At 49.9% G+C, this 23,021-nt stretch carries 22 protein-coding genes; 13 read left to right on the top strand and 9 right to left on the bottom strand.

What is annotated here, in order from left to right; genetic code table 11:
* The first annotated feature begins 63 nt into the window (after nucleotides 1-63).
* Together NV375_RS07740 and NV375_RS07735 are read left to right on the top strand one after the other, a co-directional pair.
* Complete coding sequence (locus NV375_RS07740) at nucleotides 64-444, top strand: cytochrome c5 family protein (RefSeq protein WP_258807964.1); 381 nt, start codon at nucleotides 64-66, stop codon at nucleotides 442-444.
* A gap of 196 nt (nucleotides 445-640) precedes the next feature.
* Complete coding sequence (locus tag NV375_RS07735) at nucleotides 641-3,217, top strand: diguanylate cyclase domain-containing protein (protein ID WP_258807588.1); 2,577 nt, start codon at nucleotides 641-643, stop codon at nucleotides 3,215-3,217.
* Here the strand turns inward: NV375_RS07735 and rep are convergent.
* Entirely contained in the window at nucleotides 3,214-5,226 is a 2,013-nt protein-coding gene (gene rep / locus NV375_RS07730; protein WP_258807586.1) for a DNA helicase Rep, read from the bottom strand. The two genes, NV375_RS07735 and rep, sit on opposite strands and share 4 nt — an antisense overlap.
* A gap of 127 nt (nucleotides 5,227-5,353) precedes the next feature.
* Here rep and NV375_RS07725 point away from each other — a divergent pair, with 127 nt between their 5' ends.
* A complete protein-coding gene (locus NV375_RS07725; RefSeq protein WP_258807585.1) occupies nucleotides 5,354-5,605 on the top strand; it encodes an accessory factor UbiK family protein in 252 nt (83 codons plus the stop codon).
* Here NV375_RS07725 and NV375_RS07720 read toward each other — a convergent pair.
* Nucleotides 5,602-6,267 (bottom strand): hypothetical protein, encoded by a 666-nt coding sequence (locus NV375_RS07720; protein ID WP_258807584.1) that lies wholly within the window; start codon nucleotides 6,265-6,267, stop codon nucleotides 5,602-5,604. The genes NV375_RS07725 and NV375_RS07720 overlap by 4 nt on opposite strands.
* 80 nt (nucleotides 6,268-6,347) lie before the next feature.
* Here NV375_RS07720 and NV375_RS07715 point away from each other — a divergent pair, with 80 nt between their 5' ends.
* The 4 genes from NV375_RS07715 (at nucleotide 6,348) to NV375_RS07700 (ending at nucleotide 11,488) form a co-directional block, all read left to right on the top strand.
* Nucleotides 6,348-7,091, top strand: coding sequence for a ferredoxin--NADP reductase (locus tag NV375_RS07715; protein ID WP_258807582.1), 744 nt, complete (start codon nucleotides 6,348-6,350; stop codon nucleotides 7,089-7,091).
* 140 nt (nucleotides 7,092-7,231) lie between these two features.
* Nucleotides 7,232-10,498, top strand: a complete 3,267-nt coding sequence (locus tag NV375_RS07710) for a VPS10 domain-containing protein (RefSeq protein WP_258807581.1) — start codon at nucleotides 7,232-7,234, stop codon at nucleotides 10,496-10,498.
* Nucleotides 10,499-10,571: 73 nt separating this feature from the next.
* Nucleotides 10,572-11,264 carry a TonB-dependent receptor plug domain-containing protein gene (locus NV375_RS07705; protein ID WP_258807580.1) on the top strand — a complete coding sequence of 231 codons (693 nt, stop codon included), beginning with the start codon at nucleotides 10,572-10,574 and terminating at the stop codon, nucleotides 11,262-11,264.
* On the top strand, nucleotides 11,255-11,488 hold the full coding sequence (locus NV375_RS07700; RefSeq protein WP_258807579.1) for a TonB-dependent receptor: 234 nt from the start codon (nucleotides 11,255-11,257) through the stop codon (nucleotides 11,486-11,488). Before NV375_RS07705 ends, NV375_RS07700 begins: the two co-directional genes overlap by 10 nt.
* Here the strand turns inward: NV375_RS07700 and NV375_RS07695 are convergent.
* Both NV375_RS07695 and NV375_RS07690 read right to left on the bottom strand, forming a co-directional pair.
* Nucleotides 11,471-12,004: a PepSY-associated TM helix domain-containing protein gene (locus NV375_RS07695; protein ID WP_258807578.1), complete on the bottom strand. Its 534-nt coding sequence runs from the start codon at nucleotides 12,002-12,004 to the stop codon at nucleotides 11,471-11,473. The two genes, NV375_RS07700 and NV375_RS07695, sit on opposite strands and share 18 nt — an antisense overlap.
* 149 nt (nucleotides 12,005-12,153) lie before the next feature.
* On the bottom strand, nucleotides 12,154-13,881 hold the full coding sequence (locus tag NV375_RS07690; protein ID WP_258807577.1) for a bifunctional diguanylate cyclase/phosphodiesterase: 1,728 nt from the start codon (nucleotides 13,879-13,881) through the stop codon (nucleotides 12,154-12,156).
* Between the two features lie 192 nt (nucleotides 13,882-14,073).
* Here NV375_RS07690 and NV375_RS07685 point away from each other — a divergent pair, with 192 nt between their 5' ends.
* Nucleotides 14,074-15,609 carry a YifB family Mg chelatase-like AAA ATPase gene (locus NV375_RS07685; RefSeq protein WP_258807963.1) on the top strand — a complete coding sequence of 512 codons (1,536 nt, stop codon included), beginning with the start codon at nucleotides 14,074-14,076 and terminating at the stop codon, nucleotides 15,607-15,609.
* A 14-nt stretch (nucleotides 15,610-15,623) separates the two neighbouring features.
* On the opposite strand, the gene ltaE is transcribed toward NV375_RS07685, so the two are convergent.
* Nucleotides 15,624-16,634 (bottom strand): low-specificity L-threonine aldolase, encoded by a 1,011-nt coding sequence (ltaE, locus tag NV375_RS07680; protein ID WP_258807962.1) that lies wholly within the window; start codon nucleotides 16,632-16,634, stop codon nucleotides 15,624-15,626.
* A gap of 23 nt (nucleotides 16,635-16,657) precedes the next feature.
* Complete coding sequence (locus NV375_RS07675) at nucleotides 16,658-17,251, bottom strand: hypothetical protein (RefSeq protein WP_258807576.1); 594 nt, start codon at nucleotides 17,249-17,251, stop codon at nucleotides 16,658-16,660.
* Between the two features lie 66 nt (nucleotides 17,252-17,317).
* Here NV375_RS07675 and NV375_RS07670 point away from each other — a divergent pair, with 66 nt between their 5' ends.
* From NV375_RS07670 to NV375_RS07655, 4 genes are all read left to right on the top strand, one after another.
* On the top strand, nucleotides 17,318-18,376 hold the full coding sequence (locus tag NV375_RS07670; RefSeq protein WP_258807575.1) for a PLP-dependent cysteine synthase family protein: 1,059 nt from the start codon (nucleotides 17,318-17,320) through the stop codon (nucleotides 18,374-18,376).
* A gap of 3 nt (nucleotides 18,377-18,379) precedes the next feature.
* A complete protein-coding gene (locus NV375_RS07665) occupies nucleotides 18,380-19,543 on the top strand; it encodes a cystathionine gamma-synthase (RefSeq protein WP_258807574.1) in 1,164 nt (387 codons plus the stop codon).
* Between the two features lie 93 nt (nucleotides 19,544-19,636).
* Nucleotides 19,637-19,846, top strand: coding sequence for a hypothetical protein (locus NV375_RS07660; RefSeq protein ID WP_126771930.1), 210 nt, complete (start codon nucleotides 19,637-19,639; stop codon nucleotides 19,844-19,846).
* A 24-nt stretch (nucleotides 19,847-19,870) separates the two neighbouring features.
* Nucleotides 19,871-20,305: a VOC family protein gene (locus tag NV375_RS07655; RefSeq protein WP_258807573.1), complete on the top strand. Its 435-nt coding sequence runs from the start codon at nucleotides 19,871-19,873 to the stop codon at nucleotides 20,303-20,305.
* A 23-nt stretch (nucleotides 20,306-20,328) separates the two neighbouring features.
* Here the strand turns inward: NV375_RS07655 and NV375_RS07650 are convergent, their stop codons facing one another.
* Nucleotides 20,329-21,246, bottom strand: a complete 918-nt coding sequence (locus tag NV375_RS07650; protein ID WP_258807572.1) for a threonine/serine dehydratase — start codon at nucleotides 21,244-21,246, stop codon at nucleotides 20,329-20,331.
* A 139-nt stretch (nucleotides 21,247-21,385) separates the two neighbouring features.
* On the opposite strand from NV375_RS07650, the gene NV375_RS07645 reads away from it, so the two are divergent.
* Complete coding sequence (locus NV375_RS07645; protein WP_258807571.1) at nucleotides 21,386-22,003, top strand: YjaG family protein; 618 nt, start codon at nucleotides 21,386-21,388, stop codon at nucleotides 22,001-22,003.
* Here NV375_RS07645 and NV375_RS07640 read toward each other — a convergent pair.
* Both NV375_RS07640 and rsmD read right to left on the bottom strand, forming a co-directional pair.
* Nucleotides 22,000-22,278, bottom strand: a complete 279-nt coding sequence (locus NV375_RS07640; protein ID WP_258807570.1) for a DUF1145 domain-containing protein — start codon at nucleotides 22,276-22,278, stop codon at nucleotides 22,000-22,002. The two genes, NV375_RS07645 and NV375_RS07640, sit on opposite strands and share 4 nt — an antisense overlap.
* Nucleotides 22,275-22,907 (bottom strand): 16S rRNA (guanine(966)-N(2))-methyltransferase RsmD, encoded by a 633-nt coding sequence (gene rsmD, locus NV375_RS07635; RefSeq protein ID WP_258807569.1) that lies wholly within the window; start codon nucleotides 22,905-22,907, stop codon nucleotides 22,275-22,277. The genes NV375_RS07640 and rsmD overlap by 4 nt, the downstream gene beginning before the upstream one ends.
* Between the last annotated feature and the right edge of the window lie 114 nt (nucleotides 22,908-23,021).

Below are 23,021 nucleotides of genomic sequence, written 5' to 3'. Positions count from 1 at the left end.
CAACAGGAGTCCACTGTGAACGTATTTAAAGTCGTAAAATCTGGTCGTTTCCTCGCCGCTGCAATGGCATTTGTGATCGGCAGCGCAGGTGCCACTATGTTACCGCAAGATAGCAACGAAGACATTGCAAAACGTATCGCGCCTATCGGTCAAGTCCGCACCGGTGCCGCTGCCGCTGCTGACAGTGGTGCGAGTGCGGGTGGCGCACGTTCTGGGGAACAGGTTTACAACACCTATTGTGCAGCTTGCCATACCGGTGGCGTACTTGGTGCACCGAAAATGAATAATGCAGCTGATTGGGAACCGCGCCTAGCGCAAGGCATGGATACGGTACTGAAGCATGCAATCGAAGGCTACAATGCGATGCCACCAAAAGGTACTTGCGGCGATTGCAGTGACGACGAAATTCAAGCCGCTATTGATTACATGGTTGCCGATATTTAGGGACGAACCACTTGTATAACAACATAAAAAACCGCTTCGGCGGTTTTTTTGTACCCGTTATTCAGGAAATGAATGGTGAAAAAGTCATCAAAAACCTTTCTTGTAAACAAATGTAAAGATATAATCGGGAGATTGTTTGTTCACAAAAAAACATAAAAACAGATTAAAAAATAAACAAAGAGCTTACTAAAAGCCGATGAACAACAGCCAGCAGCCTCAAGTTAATCAACCTGAAATTACGCGCCTGCGTAAGGCTGTTGTACGCCTGAAAAACATCGCATTAAAGTACCGCCAATCAGAAGTCGTACAAAAAGCTTTATTCCGTATTTCCGAGCTCGCCTCTTCGGCACGGGACATGTCCGAGTTTTATCCTGCACTGCACGCCATTATTGACGAACTGATGATGGCGAAGAACTTTTTCGTCTGCTTGTATGACAATGCTGATGATACGGTTCGATTCGTCTACTTCGTTGACGAATATGATGCCTTACCTAGTAATGAAGAGTTTCCCGCAGATGTTTTGCGACAAGGGTTGACGGGGTATGTGATGCGTACCGGCGAGCCCTTTTTGCTGAATGAACAAAACTTCAGTGAGCTGGTTGCGCAAGGTGAAATAAGGGATTTAGGTTCACCGCCGGTGGACTGGCTTGGCGTACCGCTGTGTAGTGGTGATCGCGTGATTGGTGCCATGGTGGTGCAAAGCTACACGAAAGATGTGGGCTATACGACGAACGACAAAGAGCTCTTTATGTTCGTCTCGCAGCACATCGTCAATGCGCTAGAACGTATTCGCCAGCGCGAATTCATGCGTGAAGAGATCGATCGCCAAACGGCAAATCTGCGCGATATTAACCGCAACCTCGAAGAACAAATTGCCGAACGTAAACGCGCCGAGAAGCTTTCAGCAGTTCTTTATGCGATTTCAGAGCTCACCAACACCTCAGAAAACATGAGTACCTTCTTTGCACAACTGCACGCGCAAATCGGTAAGCTCATGAACAACGATAACTTCTTCGTAGCATTGCTTGACGATGATCAACGGCACATCCGCTTTCCTTATTACGTGGATGAACGCGACCAGCAGTTGGTAAATCGTCGCCCCCTCGGTAAAGGCATGACCGAATATGTCATTAAGACCAAACAGCCGATGTTTATTGATGAACAAGCCTATGCGCGACTAGTGCAACAGGGCGCCGTCGAGGGGCCGACAAAGTATTACGGTTCGCAGCCGACCCAATGGCTTGGCTCACCACTGGTTGTTGACGACGAGGTCATTGGCGTATTGTCGGTACAGACCTATAAAGACGAGATTAATTACAAACAAGACGATCTCGAAGTGCTTAATTTTGTATCGCAGCATGTGGCGGTGGCCCTCGAGCGTCGCCGTAATGCTGATGAAGTGAAGCGCGTAAATGCTTTTCTTGAGAAAAAGGTTGCTGAACGCACCGAAGAGCTTGTGAATGAGATTGAACGACGGAAAAAAATCGAAGAAAAGCTCTTCTATGATGCACACCACGATACATTGACGGGTTTACCCAATCGCTCCATGTTTACTGAGCGTTTGCAACAAGCTTTAAACCAAAAACGTCGTTTCCCAACGCACAATTTTGCCGTGTTGTTTGTCGATCTTGATCGTTTCAAAGACATCAATGATTCGCTGGGTCATTCGGCAGGCGATGAGTTTTTGCTCGAAGCGAGTCGGCGTATCGGTGAGTGCGTGCGAGATAATGACACCGTTGCCCGTTTAGGTGGGGATGAGTTCGTTATATTACTCAACTTAATCCACCACATTGATGATGCTCGCGAGGTGGCCGGACGTATTATTGAGCATATGCGCAAGCCATTCGTGTTTGGCGAAACTGAGCATTATTCCGGTGCCAGTGTGGGGATTGCCGAGTGCAAGTCACGCAACGACTCCGCAGAGCGTTTACTGCGCGATGCTGACGCGGCGATGTATCAAGCCAAGAGCATGGGACGTGGACGCTACGTGGTATTTGATGAAAGTATTCACAAAGATCTGGTCGCCTCGTTACACCGTGAAACGGAGCTACGCCACGCTCAGTTTGATCAAGACTTCGTCTTACAACAGTTTGATTTGGTGTCATTAACTACCGAGCAGCCGCGTGCTCGCGAGGTGCTCGTGCGTTGGCAGCGCGGCGATCAACTTTTGACTGCGCAAAGCTTTTTAAATGTGGCTGAAAAGACCGGTATGATCTTGCAGCTTGATCACTGGATGCTAACCCGCTGCTGCGAGATTGTGCGCGAAGAAAGGCTCAAGATTCCTATCTACGTAAGCCTTTCCACGAAACATCTCTATAAACTCGCTGACGTGAAGGCGTTGCTAGAAATTATCCGTAAAGTTGGTGTGAAACCTGAACTGCTGGTGTTTGAATTCAGCGAAACGGAGTTGAATGACAATTCCAAGCGCCAATTGACAGCTTTGCGTACTTTAGCAGATGAAGGGGTTGGTTTAGCTCTGAATGAGTTTGGCCGCAGTTCGGGGGCTTTACAGTATTTGTTAAATTACCCATTTACCCATGTAAAACTCGACCCGCGCTTTGTTGGTGAAACCGCACGCTCGGAACGAGCAGGGGTAATGGTACGTAACGTTGTCAACCTTTGCCAAGAACTGTCGATTACGATTGCTGCTGCGGGTGTCGATACCCCCGAACAACTCAAAGCGTTGCGTAGTGCTGGTGTACAGCTGGGCGTCGGCAAGCAATTAGGCGAACCTCGTTGGTTGCCGACCAAGAGCAAACAGGAAGCGATTTAATTTTTTAGCGCACTGCGCAACATCGCTAGACCGCTCGCACGTGTTTCTTCTTCTTTCTCAGCTGTTACTGGCGTTTTTCCTTCCCATTCCAAGTCATCTTGCGGTAGTTCAAACAGAAAACGACTGGGTTCTGGGCGGATGACGTCACCATACTGACGGCGTTCCTTCGCCATGGTGAAGATCAAGGATTGCTGGGCCCTAGTAATGCCGACGTATGCCAAGCGGCGCTCTTCTTCCACCATGTTGTAGTCGATGCTCGACTGATGAGGCAACAAACCTTCTTCCATGCCGACCAAGAACACATGGGGGAACTCAAGGCCTTTCGAGGCATGTAAGGTCATTAGTTGCACTTGGTCGCCGACATCTTCTTCTTCATTACGCGACATCAAGTCACGCAGGCAAAGCTTAGCGACGGCTTGTTCGAGATTTAACGGCTCGTGCTCGTCATCGCCTTTCAACATTTCGCCAACCCAACGCAAAAGTTCGCTAATATTTTTGTATCGCATTTCGGCGGCGGCTTGGCTTGGACTCATTTCGTACAGCCATTCCTCGTAGCCAATTTCTTTAATTAGGTGATACAACGCAGACATAACTTCCGTTACGTCGTCGCAACGTCGAGTCGTTTGCCCGATGAGGTGGGTAAAAAGCTGTACCGATTGGTATTCACGGCTACCTAAGCGGGTTTTTAACGCCTGATGTTGCGCCGCTTCGAGCAGGCTACAATGCAGCTCATGCGCCAGTTCGCCAATGCGTTCAACGGTATGCGGGCCAACCCCTCGTTTGGGCACGTTGACGATACGAATGAAAGCAGTATCGTCGGTCGGGTTCACCAGCAATCGCAAATAGGCCATGATGTCTTTTACCTCAGCGCGAGCGAAGAAGCTTTGGCCGCCGGTCATGCGGTACGGAATACGGTTGGTTAACAACGCCTTTTCGAATATTCGTGATTGGTGATTACCGCGATAAAGTACGGCAAAGTGCGAGTAGGGCGTGCGTTCTAAAAAGCGCCGACGTACTATTTCGGCGACCACACGCTCGGCTTCGTGCTCTTCATTACGGCCGTAGATCACTCGTAGCGGTACACCGTACTCCATTTCCGAAAAGAGCTTTTTGTCGAACACGTGCGGGTTATTTTCGATCAGAATGTTCGCCGCTTTTAAGATACGGCCGTGCGAGCGATAGTTTTGCTCGAGCTTGATCACCTGCAAGCTGGGAAAATCTTTTTGTAATAGCGCAAGATTCTGCGGCTGCGCGCCACGCCAAGAGTAAATAGATTGGTCGTCGTCACCAACCACCGTGAAGCGTGCGCGTTCGCCAACGAGTAACTTCACCAACTGGTACTGTGAGGTGTTGGTGTCTTGGTATTCGTCGACTAACAGGTACTGGAATTTTTTCTGCCAGCGTAGACGCGAATGCTCATTGGTTGCCAGCAATTGTGTCGGTAGCAAAATCAAGTCATCAAAGTCCAACGCATTACAGGCGCGCATATTCTGTTGGTAACGGCGGTAAAACTCGGCAAACTCTTCTTCATCAGGTGTCTTGGCGTGCGAGAGCGCTTGCTGCGGTGTCAGCATCGCATTTTTCCAGTTGCTGATCTGGCTTTGCAAGCGCTTGAGCGTGTCCTTATCACCATCCAATTCCGGTTCGGTAAGGGCTTTCAGCAAAGCAAAAGAGTCTTGGTCGTCAAATAGCGAAAAGCCTGACTTCAGGCCAAGTTGTTTCACTTCTTTGCGGATAATACTTAAGCCTAAAGTATGGAACGTCGATACCGTGAGGCCACGGGTGTATTGGCGCCCAAGGGTCTGCCCGACACGTTCTTTCATTTCACGGGCAGCCTTATTGGTAAAGGTGACCGCAGCAATATGACGGGCTTGGTAATTGCACTTGGTGATTAAGTAGGCAATTTTCTCGGTAATCACGCGCGTTTTGCCACTTCCAGCGCCGGCAAGCACGAGAACGGGACCGCTAATCGCTTTTACGGCTTCTTGCTGGCGCGGGTTGAGCTGCATGGAGTTCCTTTTCTTTATACTTCACGTTATTGACGGAGCACCGTGGGTGAACGACAGAACAGCAGATTTTAGCGCAAACTCCTGCTAAGCTAAAAGACTATTACGACATTCGCCCTAGGAGTTTGAAATGGATGCGAAAAAAATTGAAGACATCGCTAAGCAGATTAACGACAGCATTCCATCTGGCGTAAAAGATTTTGCTGGAAATATGGAGCAACGCATCAAGACTATCTTGCAACAGCAACTGAGTAAGCTAGATGTGGTCACCCACGAAGAGCTTGATGTGCAGCAGCAATTATTGTTGCGCTTACGCCACCGTGTTGAGCAACTTGAACAGCAGGTTCAACAGCTACAACAAGGCACCGAGAACAAAGATTAACGTTGCTTGCGGCAAGTGACCCAGTCGGTAGCCAAATTGAGTTGAGGAGCCGTTGCGGGCAACTTGCTTTTTGCCTCGTCGAGTTTTTGTCGGTAATCAGCAAAAGTGAGCTCGTTATCCAACAAGGCACTCACGTCGCGCTGCATAAAATAAGCGCGACGACCCACCGCATACAGTCCTGATTCTTTTTCTGCTCGTAATAACGCTGTGGCGTTACGGCTAACGGCATCGGCGCAGCATGCCTGCACGGCATTGCGATAGTTACGAATCATCGAGTCAGGGACTTTCATTTCTTTGGGGTTACTGGCAAAGCGACGTAAAGCTTCGATTTCTTCGTAGGTTTCCGCAGTAATACCAAGCACCTTGTCCAGCAGTTGTAGTGTATCCTGCGCCAAATAATAGTTGAGTTCCGTCATTCGCTGCGCTGCGATGGGCTTTTCATCTGGGCGAAAACGCTCTTCAGTTAGCAATGTTCGCCAGGTCTCGTTCAAAAACCGCAGTTGCTTCGGATCGGGGTGTTGGGCATCAAGTTGCGCCATGGTAGTGGCAAATTCACACACCTGAGGCTGCGAATAGCGCACAACTTTTGTTGCTTGTTGTTCACCACAACCACTGATGGCAAGCAGACTGAACAGCATTATCAGCCACATTTTCCCGCGCATAACCTAGCCTCGAAACAAAGAAAAGCGTACTCTATCAACAAAGTTAGCCCAGCGATACACGAAACACAAAAGGTGAACACATGGCCCAATGGATGACCGGCGAAGTTGTCGAAAACTACGCCTGGAACAATGAACTTTTCAGTTTGCGCGTGAAAGTGCCCGAACCGTTCGAGTTTATTGCGGGTCAGTTTGTGCGCTTGGGTTTGCAAGAGGGTGAGCAGCGTTTTCAACGGGCGTATTCTTTGGTGAACGGACCGCAAGAGCCGATTCTCGATTTTTTGGTGAATCGAGTGCACGATGGCGAGTTTTCACCGCGCCTCCACGATCTGCGTGCCGGCCAAGCAATTCAAGTGAGTCAGCCACCGACCGGATTCTTTACGCTTAATGAGGTGCCAGAGGGAGATAGCTTATGGTTAATCTCTACTGGTACAGGTATTGGCCCTTATTTGTCGATGCTCAGCACTATGATTCCCTATGAGCGCTTCAAACGTATTCACCTTATCCATGCTGTCCGCTATGCCAATGACTTGGCGTACCAAGCGCAAATTCTTGACTGGGTTGCGGCGCATCCTGGACAACTTTCTTATCAACCCGTTGTTAGCCGTGAAGACTCGGCTGGCGCGTTGCGTGGGCGCATCCCTGCATTGATTCTTGACGGCCAACTCGAGAAAGCTTTGGGTGACGCGCTCGATGCAAATGCACAAGTCATGCTGTGCGGTAACCCCGACATGATCCGCGACGCCAAACAAGTACTCGCCGACAAAGGCCTACCGAAAAATCTGCGCCGCAAACCGGGCAATGTGACAGTGGAACATTACTGGTAAAGGTTACAGCGAAACAATCCAACGTAGAAAGATTGCTTCATCGGCCTCCCATATATGTGCATTGGTCGCGTATTCCATTGAATCGCGATAAGCTAGCTTCTATTTTAAACAACCTAACGACCTCAAATTAGGCAATAATAATGAGAACAATCCTAAAAGCCGCAGTAGCTGTTACGATGGCGCTTTCGTGTGCGCCCGTTCTAGCAGATAAATCAGAAACCGACGAAGGCATCTTTAGTAGTAGTACCTTCAAGACCATGGCGTTAAGAGGCATAGGCCCTGCCTATATGTCAGGGCGAATAGCTGATATCGCTGTCGACCAAACTAACCCATCTACTTGGTACACCGCCGTCGGCTCTGGCGGTGTATGGAAAACAACTAACGCGGGCACTACCTGGACCCCTATATTCGATGATCAAGCGGTTTACTCGACCGGCGATGTAACCATTGCGCCAAGCAATTCAAATATCGTTTGGGTCGGTACTGGCGAGAACAACGGTGGTCGCCATATAAGCTTTGGCGATGGCGTGTATAAATCGCTGGATGGCGGTAAAACGTGGAAAAATATGGGGCTGAAGAAGTCGGAACATATTTCTGACATCATTATTCACCCTACGAACCCTGACATTGTGTGGGTGTCGGCTCAAGGGCCCTTATGGACTAAAGGTGGTGAACGCGGTTTATACAAAACCACCGATGGCGGTAATAGCTGGAAACAAGTCCTGACCCCAGAGGATGAATGGACGGGGGTTACCTCTTTACTGATTGACCCACGTAATCCAGATAAACTTTATGCGGCGACGTGGTCCCGTCAGCGCACGGTGGCAGCGTATGTGGGTACAGGGCCTGGCGCTGGCATTTATACCTCGGACGATGGCGGTGACACTTGGACCGAGTTAAAGACCGGCTTGCCAACCGGTAACATGGGTAAGATAGGTATGGCCATGTCACCTATGAACCCTGATGTTTTATACGCCACAGTCGAAATCGACAACCGCGAAGGCGGCTTTTATCGTTCAGCAGATCAAGGCGCGAGCTGGAAGAAAATGTCAGATGAAGTCGGTGGCGGAACAGGACCTCATTATTACCAAGAAATCTTCGTCGATCAGCATCAATTCGACCGTGTCTACATCGCAAGTAATTACAGTAAAGTCTCTGATGATGGCGGCAAAACCTGGACGCCTATCGACACCACCCATAAGCATGTCGATGACCACGCCATGGCCTTTCACCCCACTGATCCCGACTTTGTGTTAATCGGGTCTGATGGCGGAATCTATATGTCGCACGACCGCATGGAAACTTGGCGGTTTATGGCGAATTTGCCGATCACCCAGTTTTACAAAGTAGCGCCAGATGACTCAAAACCGTTTTACTACGTATATGGCGGGTCGCAAGATAACTCAACGCAGGGCGGTCCATCGCGTACTGCTCGTAAAGATGGCATTAAAAATAAAGATTGGTTCTTAACGCTCGGCGGTGATGGCCACCAACCAGCGGTTGAGCCTGGCAACCCAGATATCGTCTATTCTCAATGGCAGCAGGGTAATCTAACTCGAGTTGATATGACCACCAAAGAAGGTGTTTATATTAAGCCACAACCTTTACCTGGCGATCCCGCAGAGCGTTTCAACTGGGACGCCCCGATTAATGTCTCAGCCCACGATCCTAAGCGTATCTATTTTGCTTCGCAGCGCGTGTGGCGCTCTGATGACCGCGGCGATAGCTGGACGGCGATATCGGGTGATTTAACCAAAGATGGCAATCGCATGCACATGCCCATGATGGGCCGCACGTGGTCGGTAGAAGCTGGATGGGACCTCTATGCGATGTCGGAATACCACACCATTGCCAACTTTGCCGAGAGCCCAGTAGATGAAAATATTCTTTGGGCTGGAACCGATGACGGCTTAATTCAAGTGACTACCGATGGCGGTAACAACTGGAAGGAAATCGATCTAGCTGACATCCAAGGTGTGCCAGCGACCGCATATGTGAATGATATTCGCGCCGACCTCTTTGATGCCAATACGGTATACGTCGCACTAGATAACCACAAATACGGTGATTACAAGCCTTATCTGATCAAGTCGACGAATTTAGGTCGGAGTTGGACGTCGTTAGCCGGTGACTTGCCAGAGAAATATCTTGTTTGGCGTATTGTGCAAGATCACGTTAACCAGAACCTCATGTTTATCGGTACCGAATTTGGCGTGTTCTTTACTGTTGATGGTGGTAAAGAGTGGGTTGAACTTGATGGCGGGATACCAACAATAGCGACCCGTGACGTGAAAATTCAGCGTCGTGAGAACGACTTAGTGGCCGGAACATTTGGCCGCGGTATCTATATACTCGATGACTATGCACCACTACGAGGTTTGACCGAGCGCCGCATGCAAGAAGACGCATTGCTATTTGCGCCGAGTCGCCCAGTCAAGTGGTTCAAGCTTGATGGTAACCACAGTGATACCGACGGGAATGATACGTTTGTTGCTAAGAATCCTGCACATGGCGCTACGCTAACTTACTATTTAAAAGATAGCCTGCTAACGAGCAAAGAGAAGCGTCAGGCCGCTGAGAAAAAAGCGCTTGAAGAGGACAACGAGTATCCTAAGTATCCGAGTTGGGAAGCGGTGGAAGCCGAAAACCAAGAGCCTGCGCCTGCTGTGTATCTTGAGATCACAGATGCCAATGGTGAGTTCGTTGACCGCGTCGAGGGAAGCACTAAGAAAGGGCTGCACCGTGTCACTTGGGATATGAACTACGCGAACACCGCAGTGCTTGTTGGTGAAGAAGGCCGACGTTCGCAAGGCGGATTGCTGGCCTTGCCGGGTGCTTACTCGGCAACCTTATTTAAGCGCGAAGGCACCACCGTTACACAACTTACGGAGCCGGTAGACTTTGTCTTGGAATCTATCTACGAGGGCGCACTCGAAGGAGCCTCTGCAGAGGCGCGTGCTGAGTATGACCAAGCGGTCGTCGCAGCGTGTAAGCAAGCGATTACCACGACAACGGTACTCAATAACGTGAAAGCGACCATGGCGTTATTACGTGAGGCAATTGATCGCACGCCGGGCGACATCGCACAACTTGAAACGCACTATGGTGAACTTCAAGCAGAGATTAACGCGGTAAATCGAGCGCTCTATGGCCTAGCGTCGCGTGATCGCAAAGGTGCTAAGCCAGCCAATATCATGAGTCGTTTGGGCTATGCAAGCTCTGCCGTGGGTTCTTCTTATGGCCCGACGCAGCAGCACCGTGACCAGTTAGGTTACGCCAATGAAGGCTTGGATGAAGTGAGCCAACGCGTGAAAGTGTTACAGGAATCGAAAGTGCCGAGCCTACAACAGCAAGTGGTTGATGCTGGTGGCCCATGGACACCAGGGTTACCTGTGATTACGGACTAAACGTACGGTTTTATTTTAGTTTAAACGGCGGTGCTGTTAGCACTGCCGTTTTTTATTTTTGCTGCTGGATATCATGAACTTCAATTCTTCACTGCTACTGAGAGTTTCTAGCCTCTTCGCGCTTAGCTGTGTGCTGGTGCCAAGCGTTGCTGCGCAAGCCGAACAGCAAGTGGAGCGGGTTACCGTAACTGGGCAGTATCCCTATTATCACGAAACCCTGTCACGAATCTTCACACAATACGATTATGATCAAGACCACTTGGTGACCCCTACTCATTTAAATGAGCTGCTCACGCAGTCACCATTGATAAGCCTAAATGGCCAAGGCGGGCAACTACAGAACATTAGTATCCGCGGGTTTTCTCGCTGGCGAATTCAGTCCTTGATCGACGGTGTCCCCATTCTAAGTGATCGTCGAGCGGGGGCGAGTGTTGATTTTATTCCTCCTTCGTTTATTAGCTCGGCGGCAGTTATTTCGGGCGCCGCCTCAACCTACTTGGGATCGGGCGCGATTGGCGGTGCGGTGAACTTGCAAATTAAAGAGCCATTTGCACACCAACTACAAGTCGGCTGGAGTAGTAATCAGCGAGGTCAAGATTACAGCTACACCGGCTTTCACCGAAATACCGATTGGAAAGTGGCGTATCGCAACGCAGGTAATGGCGAAGATGCAAACGGTATGACGCTATTCGATCAATACGAACAGGCGGCATTTTTTGTCCGTCATCGGCCAGAAGAGGGGGCGTTAAGGGAGGCGTGGACTTAGCTACTGAACAAGCCATGAACCTGCAAGGCGCAGCTGCTGGTGAGCGTACATTAGAGAGCGTGGTTATCGTTGATGCGGGCGCTTCGTGGCAACTGACTGAGCACACCGTGTTGAGCACGAGCATCCGTAATCTAACCGATGAACTCTATTATGTGAGCGCAGATGAACAAGCCGCGTTTGCCCACGGCAGGAGTGTGCAACTCAACTTATCTTTGACGCTTTGATTGATAATAGTGTTTACGGTATTTGCTTTTCAGGGTTGTGACTAACATGACCAGCCCTGTTATCCATAACACGAACAGCAAAATAGCAGCAGGTAAGAAAACGTACAGCTTGGCACCTTCAAAGAACCAGCTGCCATCATGTATGGCTTCAATCGTGTCGGCACGACGGTAGGCGACTTGTAATACATCACCGCTCTTTGCATCTAGCTGTACTTCCCAGTGGTTATTTCCGCGTACTTTAATGATGCCTTTGCTTGGCCTAACATCTAGCCTATCGATATCATCCCAGCTCGTAAGCTCTGCCTGAGGCACTTGCGCAACGGCTTCGATAATCTCAGCAAAGCTTAGTGTCGGCGCGCCTTCTGCCATTTTTTGTGTAGGCGGTTGGATCCAGTCCACTTCTTTTTTAACTTGTAGTAATAAACCGCTACCAATGACGATAACCACAGGAATAAAGATACCCAGCGATATCCACAAATGAAGTGAGCGGCTTATTCTACGAAGTGATGCTGACATTTTAAAAACTCCAAGTTGAGCAGCGAAGATACTAAAAAATCACACCACAATAAATGGCAAAGTGCTACTCGGTTTAATTGCTTTGATTAACTAACGATCAGCGGAACACCCACACTTACATCCTTAGGTGATTGTATTTCGCCGATGAGTTACTGATTGGTCAAAGTCGCAAGAGTTTTTTGATGGGTGTGGTAGACAGCAATCCCATCTTTCGCCTTCTTTGCGCGTCCTTTCATTTGCGCTGCGGTGCTGGCGATATCCTGATGAGAGAGCGAGGTCCCTGAGGGTATTGCGATAATAGCGACACAGAAATCGAGGAGTGGAAATTTGCGGAAGCGACCATTTCTCGCACGACCTACCATTCCATTATCTTTTAGATGCGGTGTCCGATAGAAAGATTTAACCTGTTCTTGGAAGGCATTTTTTAAGCGCTTCACTATTTGTAAATTGAGCGCATTGTCTTGGCTAATGACAATAAAGTCGTCGCCACCTACATGTCCGACAAAGTGATGAATCTTCGGAAAATACTCTTCGAGTAAGTTTGCAAACAACTGAAGTACGGCATCGCCGCGATGATAACCGTATTCATCGTTAAAAGGTTTAAAAAAATTCAGATCAAAATAGAGCACTGAGAAAGGTTTGCCGTCATGCACGTATTGATCAATCGTTTGATTGATCGGTACGTTGCCGGGTAATAGCGTGAGAGGATTCGCGTAGCGAGCATTCTGAATTTTGAGCTCGGTAATACGGCGAAGCAAGCTTGCGACAGGAATAATGCCGGCGTATTCGTCTTGGTTAGTAGCTATCAAGATTTGCTGCTCGAAGGTGTCTTCGTTTTCGGTCAACAAAGCACTGGCTTGCTCAAGAGGCGCCCGAACATCGACCACTAAGAAGTTGGCTTGCATCACGGTACGCGCTGGCTTACGTGCAAATAAGGGACGCCCAAATGGCGTTGACATTAGCTCCATAAATTGACCGCGACGAATAATGCCAACAATTTTACCGTGGTCCACCACGGGTATCGCGATTAAGCGTTTATTTTGTTCGAAATAATCTAAAATATCGGCGATGCAACGGTCGCTACGAATCACCGTGGTCGACTCAAGTAAGGTGCTTAATGCGTCGTAGCGGTCGACAACGTCATCATGGCTGATACGTTCGGTTAAGGTGTGTACCGCTATCGGTGACGGGCTTGGTCGACCAATCAAAAAGCCTTGAGAGGCATAGATACCAAGTTTCTGTAATTGTCGTAACTCTTCTTGCGTCTCGATTCCCTCGGCGATGACCGTCGCATGTAAATTCTTTGCCAATGTAACGATGTGCTGTACGAATTCGCGTTTATAAGGACTGTTGTTGATTTCGCTTATAAAGTAGCGGTCAAGCTTTACATAGTCTGGGCGCACTTCAGCCCACAATTTGAAACTCGAGTGACCTGCACCCAAGTCATCAATGGCAAACCGATAACCGACGGCGCGCAAGCGGTGCATTTGCACTTTGAGTTCTTGAATATTTTCAATAGGGTAATGCTCAGAGAGTTCAAGTACGATGCTGGCTGCGGTTTTCTCTGGGAGTTGATTTAAAACGTTTAAACAATCCGTTTGAGATAGTAAATTCGGGTTGATATTAATAAACAAAGACCCAGCGAACTTCTTTGTATCGAAATTGCGTACGGCAGCCAGTAAACAATAGTTCTCTAAGGTATCACGCAGTGCGAGAGACTCGGACTCCGCAAAAAGTCTTTCGGGAACTTCCAAGCGATGCCCGACAGGTCCGCGAATTAAGCTTTCATAGCCGATTAAATTTGCACGGTAGGTGTCGATGATCGGCTGGAAATGTGTCGTTAATGCCTGTGTTTTTAGAAGTTCGACAAGTGACATAGGCTACGTCTCTACTTTTAATGCCAACAATTTAACGAAGCTTTATTACACAGAAATGACGACTGAAGACCATTCCGATTGCACAGCGCAAAATTACAGCGATTGAGGTTATAACGCACAGGTAGCGTGTTCGTGTCTGCGCTAGACTTGGTGTTTTAGCCAAGGAGAGGCAGGGTTATGGCAGGGACGACAATTTCGATTGCGCGGGTGTTCACGCGTGCACTCTACGGCATGGAAGCACCCTTGGTGACGGTGGAAGTCTGCCTGGCTTCGGGATTGCCGGCTTTTGCGGTGGTGGGCATGCCGCACGCTGGCGTACGAGAGGCGCGGGATAGGGTGCGATCGGCAATTCAGGCGAGTGAATTTGAGTTCCCTCGCGGTAAAAAAATCACCGTCAATCTCGCTCCTGCAGACTTACCGAAGCATGGTGCGCGCTATGACTTGGCCATTGCCATTGGCATCTTGGTTGCCGACGGGCAAATTAGTGAAAGGGCGGTGGTCTCTCGTGAGTTTTATGGTGAGCTTACACTGAACGGCGAACTGCGTGGCGTACCGGGCATATTGCCAGCCATGTTGGCGTGTCGCGAGCAAGGTCGTGAAGCTGTCATTCCTTTGGCCAATCAAACCGAAGCCAGTGTGGTACGTGAGCAGCAATGTGTTGCTGCCGAGAGTCTGCGCGACGTGACCGAGCACTTGCGTGGTCCCAATCATCTGCCGCATCTGGCAGCTTTGCAGCCAAGCGAGCAGCAACATTTTTATGGCGACTTAGCTGATGTCATTGGTCAAGAGCAAGCGAAGCGTGCATTGATTCTCGCGGCAATGGGCGGTCATCACGTGCTCTTTGTTGGGCCTCCGGGGACTGGCAAAACCATGTTAGCGCAGCGCTTGCTGGGACTATTACCGCCTCTGACTGACACTGAAGGACTAGAAGTGGCCGCGATCCGCAGTGTTGCAGGGCATAATTACAATGCTCAACATCCCAGCGCATGGCTTGAACGCAACTTGCGCTCACCGCATCACTCTTGTTCTGCGGCGGCTTTAGTGGGCGGTGGCTCGCCACCACAACCTGGCGAGATTTCCTTAGCGCATAAGTCGCTATTGTTCCTCGATGAACTCCCTGAGTTCTCGCGGCATGTACTTGATTCGTTGCGCGAGCCATTGGAGTCAGGGCAGGTGTCGATCAGCCGCGCAGGTTATCAAGCAACCTTTCCGGCGCAATTTCAATTAGTGTGTGCTCTGAATCCTTCACCCTGTGGACACTTTGACGGCACGTTAGCGAGTGCCCGTGCCACACCTGATCAAATAACGCGTTACCTCGGTAGGCTCTCGGGGCCTTTGCTGGACCGTGTGGATATGCAAGTAGACGTACCGCGGCAGCCCGATGTATTGAAGCGACAACATCAACAGCAACAGCCGCAGACACCCAAACTTCGTAAGCAAGTTGCTAAGGCACGGGCGCTCCAAATGCGCCGCCAAGGCTGCCTAAATTCTGAGCTCAAAACGGCACAACTTGCCGAGTATTGCCGCTTAAACGATGAGGACCACAGCTTTCTGGTTGCCGCGATTGAGCGGTTTAAGCTGTCGCATCGCGCCTACCACCGGGTTCTGCGCTTAGCCCGCACCATCGCTGATGCCGCCGAGGTTGAACATATTAACAAAAATCACCTAGCCGAAGCGCTAAGTTACCGCGCGCTAGATCGCTTACTGCAACAGTTACAGGAGCTCTGAAGCTCGTTGGCGAATTAATTCTGAGCCAGTGCGTTGTGCAAAGCCGCAACGATTTGCTCGATAGCGTTTGCGGGAATACCCAAATGGGTTACCAAACGCATCCGCTGAGCAGTGCCGACGACAATATCGTGTTTGCGTAAGTGTTCACTCACTTTTCGAGCCTGTTCGACAGATTCGAAGTTTACATAGACCATATTGGTTTGTGCTGGCTCGACGCGAATGCCCTCAAGTTGGCTTAAGCTTTCAGCGAGAGCCAAGGCATTGGCGTGGTCATCGGCTAAACGCTCCACATGATGATCGAGTGCGTAGTCCATAGCGGCTGCAACGATGCCCGCTTGACGCATACCGCCGCCAAGCATTTTACGCCAACGGTGTGCGCGGGCGATGAAGTCTCGATCGCCAGCTAAAACTGAACCAATCGGCGTGCCGAGTCCCTTCGAAAAGCAAATCGAGACACTATCGAAAGGTTCACAAAGTTCAGCAAGAGAACTGCCGGTGGCAACCACTGCGTTAAAGACCCGAGCGCCGTCTAAGTGCAAGTTCAGATCATGTTTATCGACCAATGCCCGCGCTTGCTGCATATAGGTTTGCGGAATAACTTTACCCGTGTGCGTGTTCTCAAGCGCTAACAACCGCGTAATCGGAAAGTGCGGGTCATCAGGTTTAATACGTTGTTCGACGGCTGCTAAATCTAAGGTGCCGTCAGCGTCTATTTCAAAGGGCTGTGGCACAATGCCACCAAGCACGGCGGCGCCGCCGGCTTCGTAACGATAGGTGTGGTATTCCTGACCGACCAAATACTCCTCACCGCGTTGGCAATGGCTTAGCAAGGCCAACAAGTTGGTTTGCGTACCGCTACTGGCAATAAGTGCTGCTTCCTTACCAGCCATAGCAGCAACTCGCTCTTGCAAGGCGTTAATCGTTGGATCATCGCCGAAAACATCATCACCCACAGGTGCCGCAGCCATGGCTTCGCGCATGGCAGCGGTGGGTTGCGTGACGGTATCGCTACGTAAATCAAGAATCACACACGGCTCCTTCAATAAGACTAAGGCGGATAACCCCAAGCTGCTGGTGGTTCGGCTATTGGTTGCGACAAGTCAACCGCCACCCTAAATTCGCGGCCTGGGCGAGTGAGCTCATAATACATGGTCTCGCCCTCAAACGAGATAATCCAAGTGTTGTTGGTCGAGACATCGAGGCCGTTTAACGTAAATAAGGCTTTGCTGGCTTCGTCAACCGGAAAGGCTTGCATGTTCTCGTCACCACTAGCCACAGTATGACCACCGTACGGCGAAACATCATCTGCGGTACCGTCTTCATGTAGGTGAATGTGCTGGAAATCGATACCTTGTTCGGTGCGCGTGAGCACCCACGTGCGAGAGCGGTCTTCACCGACGTGCAACGGCATACGAATGACGTTGGCTTCACAGTCGCGAATATGTACCACAAGTTCCTGCTGCCATGCCTCACTAGGCTGATTGTCAGCGACCACCTCGGCGGCATAGGCTTTGCCACAATAGGGTTGGAACTTAGCCATAAAGGCATCATGGGTTGATGGTTGCGGTGGTTGGCACGCCGCGACAGTTAATGTCGCACAAGCAAGTAGACCCGCTTTGCAAATTACTGATGGTAAAGTCATGTTGCCCCCTTGGGCAGTCGGTTCGCAAAAGATAAAACTAATGTGCCATAACTTATAGCAAAAAGCATGATGCAAGTAGCGTCTGTGATTGGCATCTTAGGGCACCATCGTGCGATAATGCGGCAACGTTGCAAAGAGAATGGACCAAATAACATGCGAGTTTATCAAAACGTACTCGAAATGATTGGCAACACGCCAATGGTGAAAGTCAGCAACATGGACACGGGTCCATGTGAGCTCTATCTCAAGCTGGAACTCATGAATCCAGGTGGTTCGATAAAAGATCGCATCGCTGTAAGCATGATTGAAGCTGCCGAAAAGGAAGGCAAGCTCAAGCCGGGCATGACGATCATTGAAGCCACGGCGGGTAACACCGGTCTCGGCTTAGCTTTGGTCGCGGCGAGCAAAGGTTACCCTTTAAAAATAGTGATGCCGGACAAAATGTCGGCTGAGAAGGTCAATAACTTGAAGGCTATGGGTGCAGATGTTGTACGCACGCGCTCAGACGTACAAAAAGGTCATCCTGAGTACTATCAAGATATGGCGGCGCGTTTAGCTGAGGAAAATGGCTACTTTTACGTGAACCAATTTGCCAACGAAGCGAACGTAAAAGCGCATTATGAAACAACTGGGCCGGAGATTTGGAACCAAATGGAGGGCGATCTAGACGCCTTTGTTTGTGGCGTTGGCTCAGGCGGTACGCTTACCGGTATTGGCCGTTATTTGCGCGAACAAAACGCTGACATCGATTTGGTTTTGGCCGATCCAGAGGGGTCCATTTTAGAGCCATTGGTGAATCGTGGCGAAACCGTAGAGGCGGGGAGCTGGCTTGCTGAAGGTATTGGTGAGGATTTTATCCCTGACATTTGCGATATCAAATTAGCCAACAAAGCTTATGCGGTCAGCGACAAAGACGCATTTCAAACAGCGCGTGAGCTACTCGTAAAAGAAGGCGTGATGGTGGGTTCATCAAGCGGCACCTTGATTACTGCTGCATTACGCTATTGTCGTGAACAGACCGAGCCGAAGCGTGTGGTGACCTTGGCGTGTGATACGGGTAACCGCTATTTATCGAAACTATACAATGACGAGTGGATGGCCGCTCAAAATCTGCTGGAGGAGTAAGTAATGGCAGACGCTAAGAAGATGAAATTCGCAACCAAGACTATTCATGGCGGCCAGGCACCTGAGCCAGCAACCGGCGCCGTGATGCCACCGATCTTTACCAGCTCAACATACATTCAGGAAAGCCCGGGCGTACACCAAGGTTTTGAATATTCGCGCTCGCACAATCCAACCCGATTTGCTTGGGAGCGTGCAGTGGCAAGCCTTGAAGGCGGTAGTCGCGGATTCGCTTTTGGTTCTGGTATGGCGGCAACATCAACTATTATGGAATTGCTCGATAGCGGCGACCATGTGGTAGCAATGGACGATTTATACGGCGGAACTTTCCGTTTGTTTGATAAGGTTCGTGGTCGCTCTGCTGGGCTTAATTTCTCTTATGTGGATTTGAGTGATATCAGTGCAGTCGAAGCGGCGATCACGGACAAAACCCGGATGATTTGGGTAGAAACACCAAGTAACCCAATGCTGAAATTGGTCGACATCGAAGCGATTGTGAACGTGGCAAAAGGTCGCAACATCATCGTGGTCGTCGATAATACGTTTGCCACGCCCTATAACCAACTGCCATTAGCTATGGGTGCTGATATTGTGATGCACTCGGCGACTAAATACTTGAATGGTCACTCAGACATGGTGGGTGGTGTAGCTGTTGTTGGCGACAACGAAGAATTAGCTGAGAAAATGGCCTTCTTACAAAACTCTGTGGGTGCAATTGCCGGTCCTTTTGACAGCTACCTTGCCTTGCGCGGCGTTAAAACACTTGCATTGCGCATGAAAGCACACAATGAAGCTGCTATGACGATTGCGCAATGGCTTGAGCAACACCCGCAGGTTGAAAAAGTAATCTTCCCGGGCCTTGAGAGCCATCCACAGCACGAGTTGGCGAAGCGCCAAATGTCAGGCTTTGGTGGCATGATCTCGATCTTGCTGAAAGGTGACATTGAAAAAGCACGTCGCTTCTTAGAAAGTGTGGAAATTTTCGCGTTGGCGGAAAGCCTTGGTGGGGTGGAAAGTCTAATTGAGCATCCGGCGATCATGACCCATGCTTCGATTCCAAAAGAGAATCGCGAAAAATTGGGAATTCTCGATAATTTTGTACGTATTTCGGTGGGCATCGAAGACGTAGAAGATCTAATTGCTGACTTAGATCAAGCTCTAAACGCTTGATATTAAAGGCGCATTTACATTCTTTTACAATTGCATGAAGTTACGGTAGGCTAATCCGACAATAAAAACAGACACAGAAACAAGGGTTATCCTATGCCTCTTAGCCTTCTTTTATTACAAGGTTTAGTGGCGGCATTGTTGTTTTATGTGCTGGTCGGTCGTCATTATCGCCAGCCATTGTGGAGTATGCTTGCCGTACTATTGTGTGGAATGGTTCCACCATTGAATTGGATGTTATTAGTAACTGCTGTCGGCGTGCGTATGTGGCGTCGCCCAACTGCAGTGATGACACTCAAACACTAAAAATCTTTCATACGAGATCCGTTAATGAGCTCAGTCGATTCCGCCTTACGACCTTTTCATTTAGCGATTCCAGTTGATAATGTTGCACGCGCTCGCGAGTTTTATGGCACCATTCTTGGTTGCAGCGAAGGTCGCTCAGCCGCGGAATGGGTGGACTGGAATTTTTACGGTCATCAACTCGTGACTCATCTTGCCCCTGAGCGCACTGGTGTTGCGCATCATAATCCTGTTGACGGCCACGCCGTTCCAGTTCCGCATTTTGGTGTGGTATTGACCATGGACGACTGGCGCGCTTTAGCTGACCGTGTTGCCGCCGCTGGCATCAAGTTTGTCATTGAGCCGCATATTCGCTTTGAAGGCCAGCCAGGCGAACAAGCAACCATGTTTTTCTATGACTTTAGCGGTAATGCATTGGAGTTTAAGGCGTTTGCTGATCTTTCTGGGCTCTTCGCTAAGTAACGAAGAGCGTTGTTTGCTGTTCATTAAGACTTTAGGCAGTTGCCGCCGGAGATGATGACGCCTACTTGTTTTTCTTTGAAGATCTCGGGGTAGCGTTTGAGTGCTGCGATGACGGTGGCGCTGCTGGGTTCTATCCACATACCTGTCGTTTCTTCGACTAACGCTTGTGCTGCTTGTGCCTCGGCATCGCTAATGAGCAGAATATCTGAAACTTTCTCTTTGATAATCGCAAAGGTGTGCTTGCCTAAGCTGGTAAGTAGGCCGTCGCAGATGCTTTGCGGTGGCATGGCGGGCTGAATTTCACCAGCCTCAAGGGATTGCTTACCGTCACTGGCGAGCTCGGGCTCTACGCCATAGCAAGAAGCGTCGTAATGCTCAGCAACCAAGCAGCTGCCACTCAACAAGCCGCCGCCACCAAGCGGTGTCACAATGCCCCATAAATGCGGATATTCTTCCATAAGTTCCAGAGCAGCGGAACCTTGGCCAGCGATGATATCCGGATGGTCATACGGTGGGACGACGATTGCCCCCTGCGCCAACTGTTCAGTAACAAATGCTTCACGAGCCTTCATGCCGGGCTCTATGGCAATGATTTCTGCGCCATAGCGAAGCATATTGGTGCGTTTCACCGGTGAAGCGTTCTTAGCGACGCCGACGGTCACATGAACACCGAGCATCTGACCAGCCGCGGCAAGCGCTGCGCCGTGGTTGCCAGAAGAAACGGTTACCACACCTTGGGCACGTTGCTCAGGGGACAGTTGCAGCAGTGCATTACATGCGCCGCGAAACTTAAAAGCGCCGCTCTTTTGTTCATTCTCGCACTTGAGGTAAACGTGACAGCCCAAAGCTGCATCTAATGCTTGGCTCTGTTTCACCGGCGTTCGAACCGCCCGTGCGGCAATACGATCCGCCGCCGCACTTACATCCTTAAACTCAACCATCACCACCTCGCGTAGCCCGCAGTTCCACTGCGGGGGGCCTGAAATTACAATGATGCTATGAGTGTACTGACGAAAATCACCGGGTACAATCCTTTAATCTGTTACACTGTGAGGCATTCGTCAACGAGAGGAAATCACTTTGGCACTCAACACTTTTCAACGGTTACGTGAACTCGATTTCGGTTATCAAGTATTAGCCGCTTTGTACTTATGTGAGCGTATGTACCCGAACTACGAATTGTTTCATCAAGTAACTGGCTTTGGCGACCCACAGCCGTTGCGTGGTGCGTTAAACGCATGCTGGGATTGGAGTTGGCAAGGTAAAAAAGTGAAAGTGAATTTTAGCCGCTGGCAAGAAAAGGTCGATGATATAACGCCAAGTGAGCACGGTCACGACATGCTCGGTGTTTACCCAGCAATGGATGCCTGCACTGCAATTAGCATTATGCTGCAAGGCTTTATTGATAAAAGCTCTGCAGACTTGGTCAGTGTGGCTAAGGTTTCGCAAGCCGGTGTCGCCAAGTTCTTAGAGCTAACTGAAGGTGCTGACATGGAGCCGGAAGCACGCCGCCAGATGCTCCGTGAGCATGAGCTTGCGGTTTACGAAATCGAAGTACAGCAGGCGTTGGTCGATTTTTTAGAGGCTATGCAGGCGAGTAAAGCGCCACCAAGCCAAGCGATGGTGCGCCAGTTACAAGAAATGGTGGTGACCGAAGGGATCACCAATATTGGTATGGAGCGAGATAGCGAAAGCTAAGACGTTTTACGTTTCGGCTGCGCTTGCACAATCGCTAGCCAGCCGATGACGCCAAACAAGAGAATTTGCCAATAGTCACCGCGCCGCCATTGGATGTGTTCGCGGTAGACCGTTGCAAACATCAGCAACTGCAATAGATGTAGAGCGATCAACAAGAACAATAAAATAAGAAATAAAGCATAGCCTTTGCCGGGAAAGGGCCACACTAAATTAGCTAGCATGGCGCCCCAAATCCCGGCAAACACGATACGTCCGATCCAAACTAATGCGCTCATTCTTGATCCTCATGGGACTCGCTTGAGCCCCTTACTAAAAATAATCGGTAACAGACTTGTCCGGCGGTTTTTTCACGTTCTAGTGACCAGTTTGCGGGAACCTGCAGCGGCCACTCCTTCTCGGTTTCCAAATAGACCCAGCTGCCGTCACGCACATAACCGTTTTGTTGTAAAAGTGCGCAACTCGGTGCAGCTAAGTCGCTGCGAAAAGGCGGGTCGATAAAGACAATATCGAAGGGTTTAGTGGGTTGAGATCGGAGCTTGTTTAGCGCATCAGTATTTTCTACGGATAGCGTTCCCACGCATTGCGGATTGAGTTCTTGCGCGTGCTGGCCAAGGGTTTGCGCCGCTTGGCGTTGTTGCTCAACCAGCACCACCTCACTGGCGCCGCGCGATAGTGCTTCAAAGCCCAGCGCGCCAGTGCCGGCAAAAAGATCGAGGCAACGTTGCCCGGCAATGTCGAATTGCAGCCAGTTAAACACCGTTTCGCGCACGCGATCAGTGGTGGGGCGAAGACCAGGCAAATCAGCAATGGTCAATTTCCGGCCCCGCAAAGTACCACCAATAATTCGCAACTGGCTGACACTAGCGCGTGCTGGTTTTTTCTGCTTGTTTGCCTGCCGTCGCATGCTAAAGTAACCCTCAATTCAGACTGTCGCGAGCAGCAAGTGCAGATGCCGTCGGCCAGCGTACATGTTAAACTGGCGCCATTGTAAACTGACTCGCAGTGAACTTCCAAAGGT

Origin of the sequence: Pseudidiomarina sp. CB1, from assembly GCF_024752025.1 — a bacterium.
Lineage (GTDB): Bacteria > Pseudomonadota > Gammaproteobacteria > Enterobacterales > Alteromonadaceae > Pseudidiomarina.
This window is presented reverse-complemented; position numbering and strand designations above follow the sequence as displayed.

Excerpts from the sequence above, each read along its gene's own strand:
- rsmD (WP_258807569.1), bottom strand. The coding sequence starts at position 22,907 with ATGCGACGGCAGGCAAACAAGCAGAAAAAACCAGCACGCGCTAGTGTC.
- NV375_RS07670 (WP_258807575.1), top strand. The coding sequence starts at position 17,318 with ATGATGCAAGTAGCGTCTGTGATTGGCATCTTAGGGCACCATCGTGCG.
- NV375_RS07740 (WP_258807964.1), top strand. The coding sequence starts at position 64 with ATGGCATTTGTGATCGGCAGCGCAGGTGCCACTATGTTACCGCAAGAT.
- NV375_RS07640 (WP_258807570.1), bottom strand. The coding sequence starts at position 22,278 with ATGAGCGCATTAGTTTGGATCGGACGTATCGTGTTTGCCGGGATTTGG.
- rep (WP_258807586.1), bottom strand. The coding sequence starts at position 5,226 with ATGCAGCTCAACCCGCGCCAGCAAGAAGCCGTAAAAGCGATTAGCGGT.
- NV375_RS07735 (WP_258807588.1), top strand. The coding sequence starts at position 641 with ATGAACAACAGCCAGCAGCCTCAAGTTAATCAACCTGAAATTACGCGC.
- NV375_RS07710 (WP_258807581.1), top strand. The coding sequence starts at position 7,232 with ATGAGAACAATCCTAAAAGCCGCAGTAGCTGTTACGATGGCGCTTTCG.
- NV375_RS07675 (WP_258807576.1), bottom strand. The coding sequence starts at position 17,251 with ATGACTTTACCATCAGTAATTTGCAAAGCGGGTCTACTTGCTTGTGCG.
- NV375_RS07655 (WP_258807573.1), top strand. The coding sequence starts at position 19,871 with ATGAGCTCAGTCGATTCCGCCTTACGACCTTTTCATTTAGCGATTCCA.
- NV375_RS07705 (WP_258807580.1), top strand. The coding sequence starts at position 10,572 with ATGAACTTCAATTCTTCACTGCTACTGAGAGTTTCTAGCCTCTTCGCG.
- NV375_RS07690 (WP_258807577.1), bottom strand. The coding sequence starts at position 13,881 with ATGTCACTTGTCGAACTTCTAAAAACACAGGCATTAACGACACATTTC.
- NV375_RS07715 (WP_258807582.1), top strand. The coding sequence starts at position 6,348 with ATGGCCCAATGGATGACCGGCGAAGTTGTCGAAAACTACGCCTGGAAC.
- NV375_RS07665 (WP_258807574.1), top strand. The coding sequence starts at position 18,380 with ATGGCAGACGCTAAGAAGATGAAATTCGCAACCAAGACTATTCATGGC.
- NV375_RS07720 (WP_258807584.1), bottom strand. The coding sequence starts at position 6,267 with ATGCGCGGGAAAATGTGGCTGATAATGCTGTTCAGTCTGCTTGCCATC.
- NV375_RS07725 (WP_258807585.1), top strand. The coding sequence starts at position 5,354 with ATGGATGCGAAAAAAATTGAAGACATCGCTAAGCAGATTAACGACAGC.
- NV375_RS07650 (WP_258807572.1), bottom strand. The coding sequence starts at position 21,246 with ATGGTTGAGTTTAAGGATGTAAGTGCGGCGGCGGATCGTATTGCCGCA.
- NV375_RS07695 (WP_258807578.1), bottom strand. The coding sequence starts at position 12,004 with ATGTCAGCATCACTTCGTAGAATAAGCCGCTCACTTCATTTGTGGATA.
- NV375_RS07660 (WP_126771930.1), top strand. The coding sequence starts at position 19,637 with ATGCCTCTTAGCCTTCTTTTATTACAAGGTTTAGTGGCGGCATTGTTG.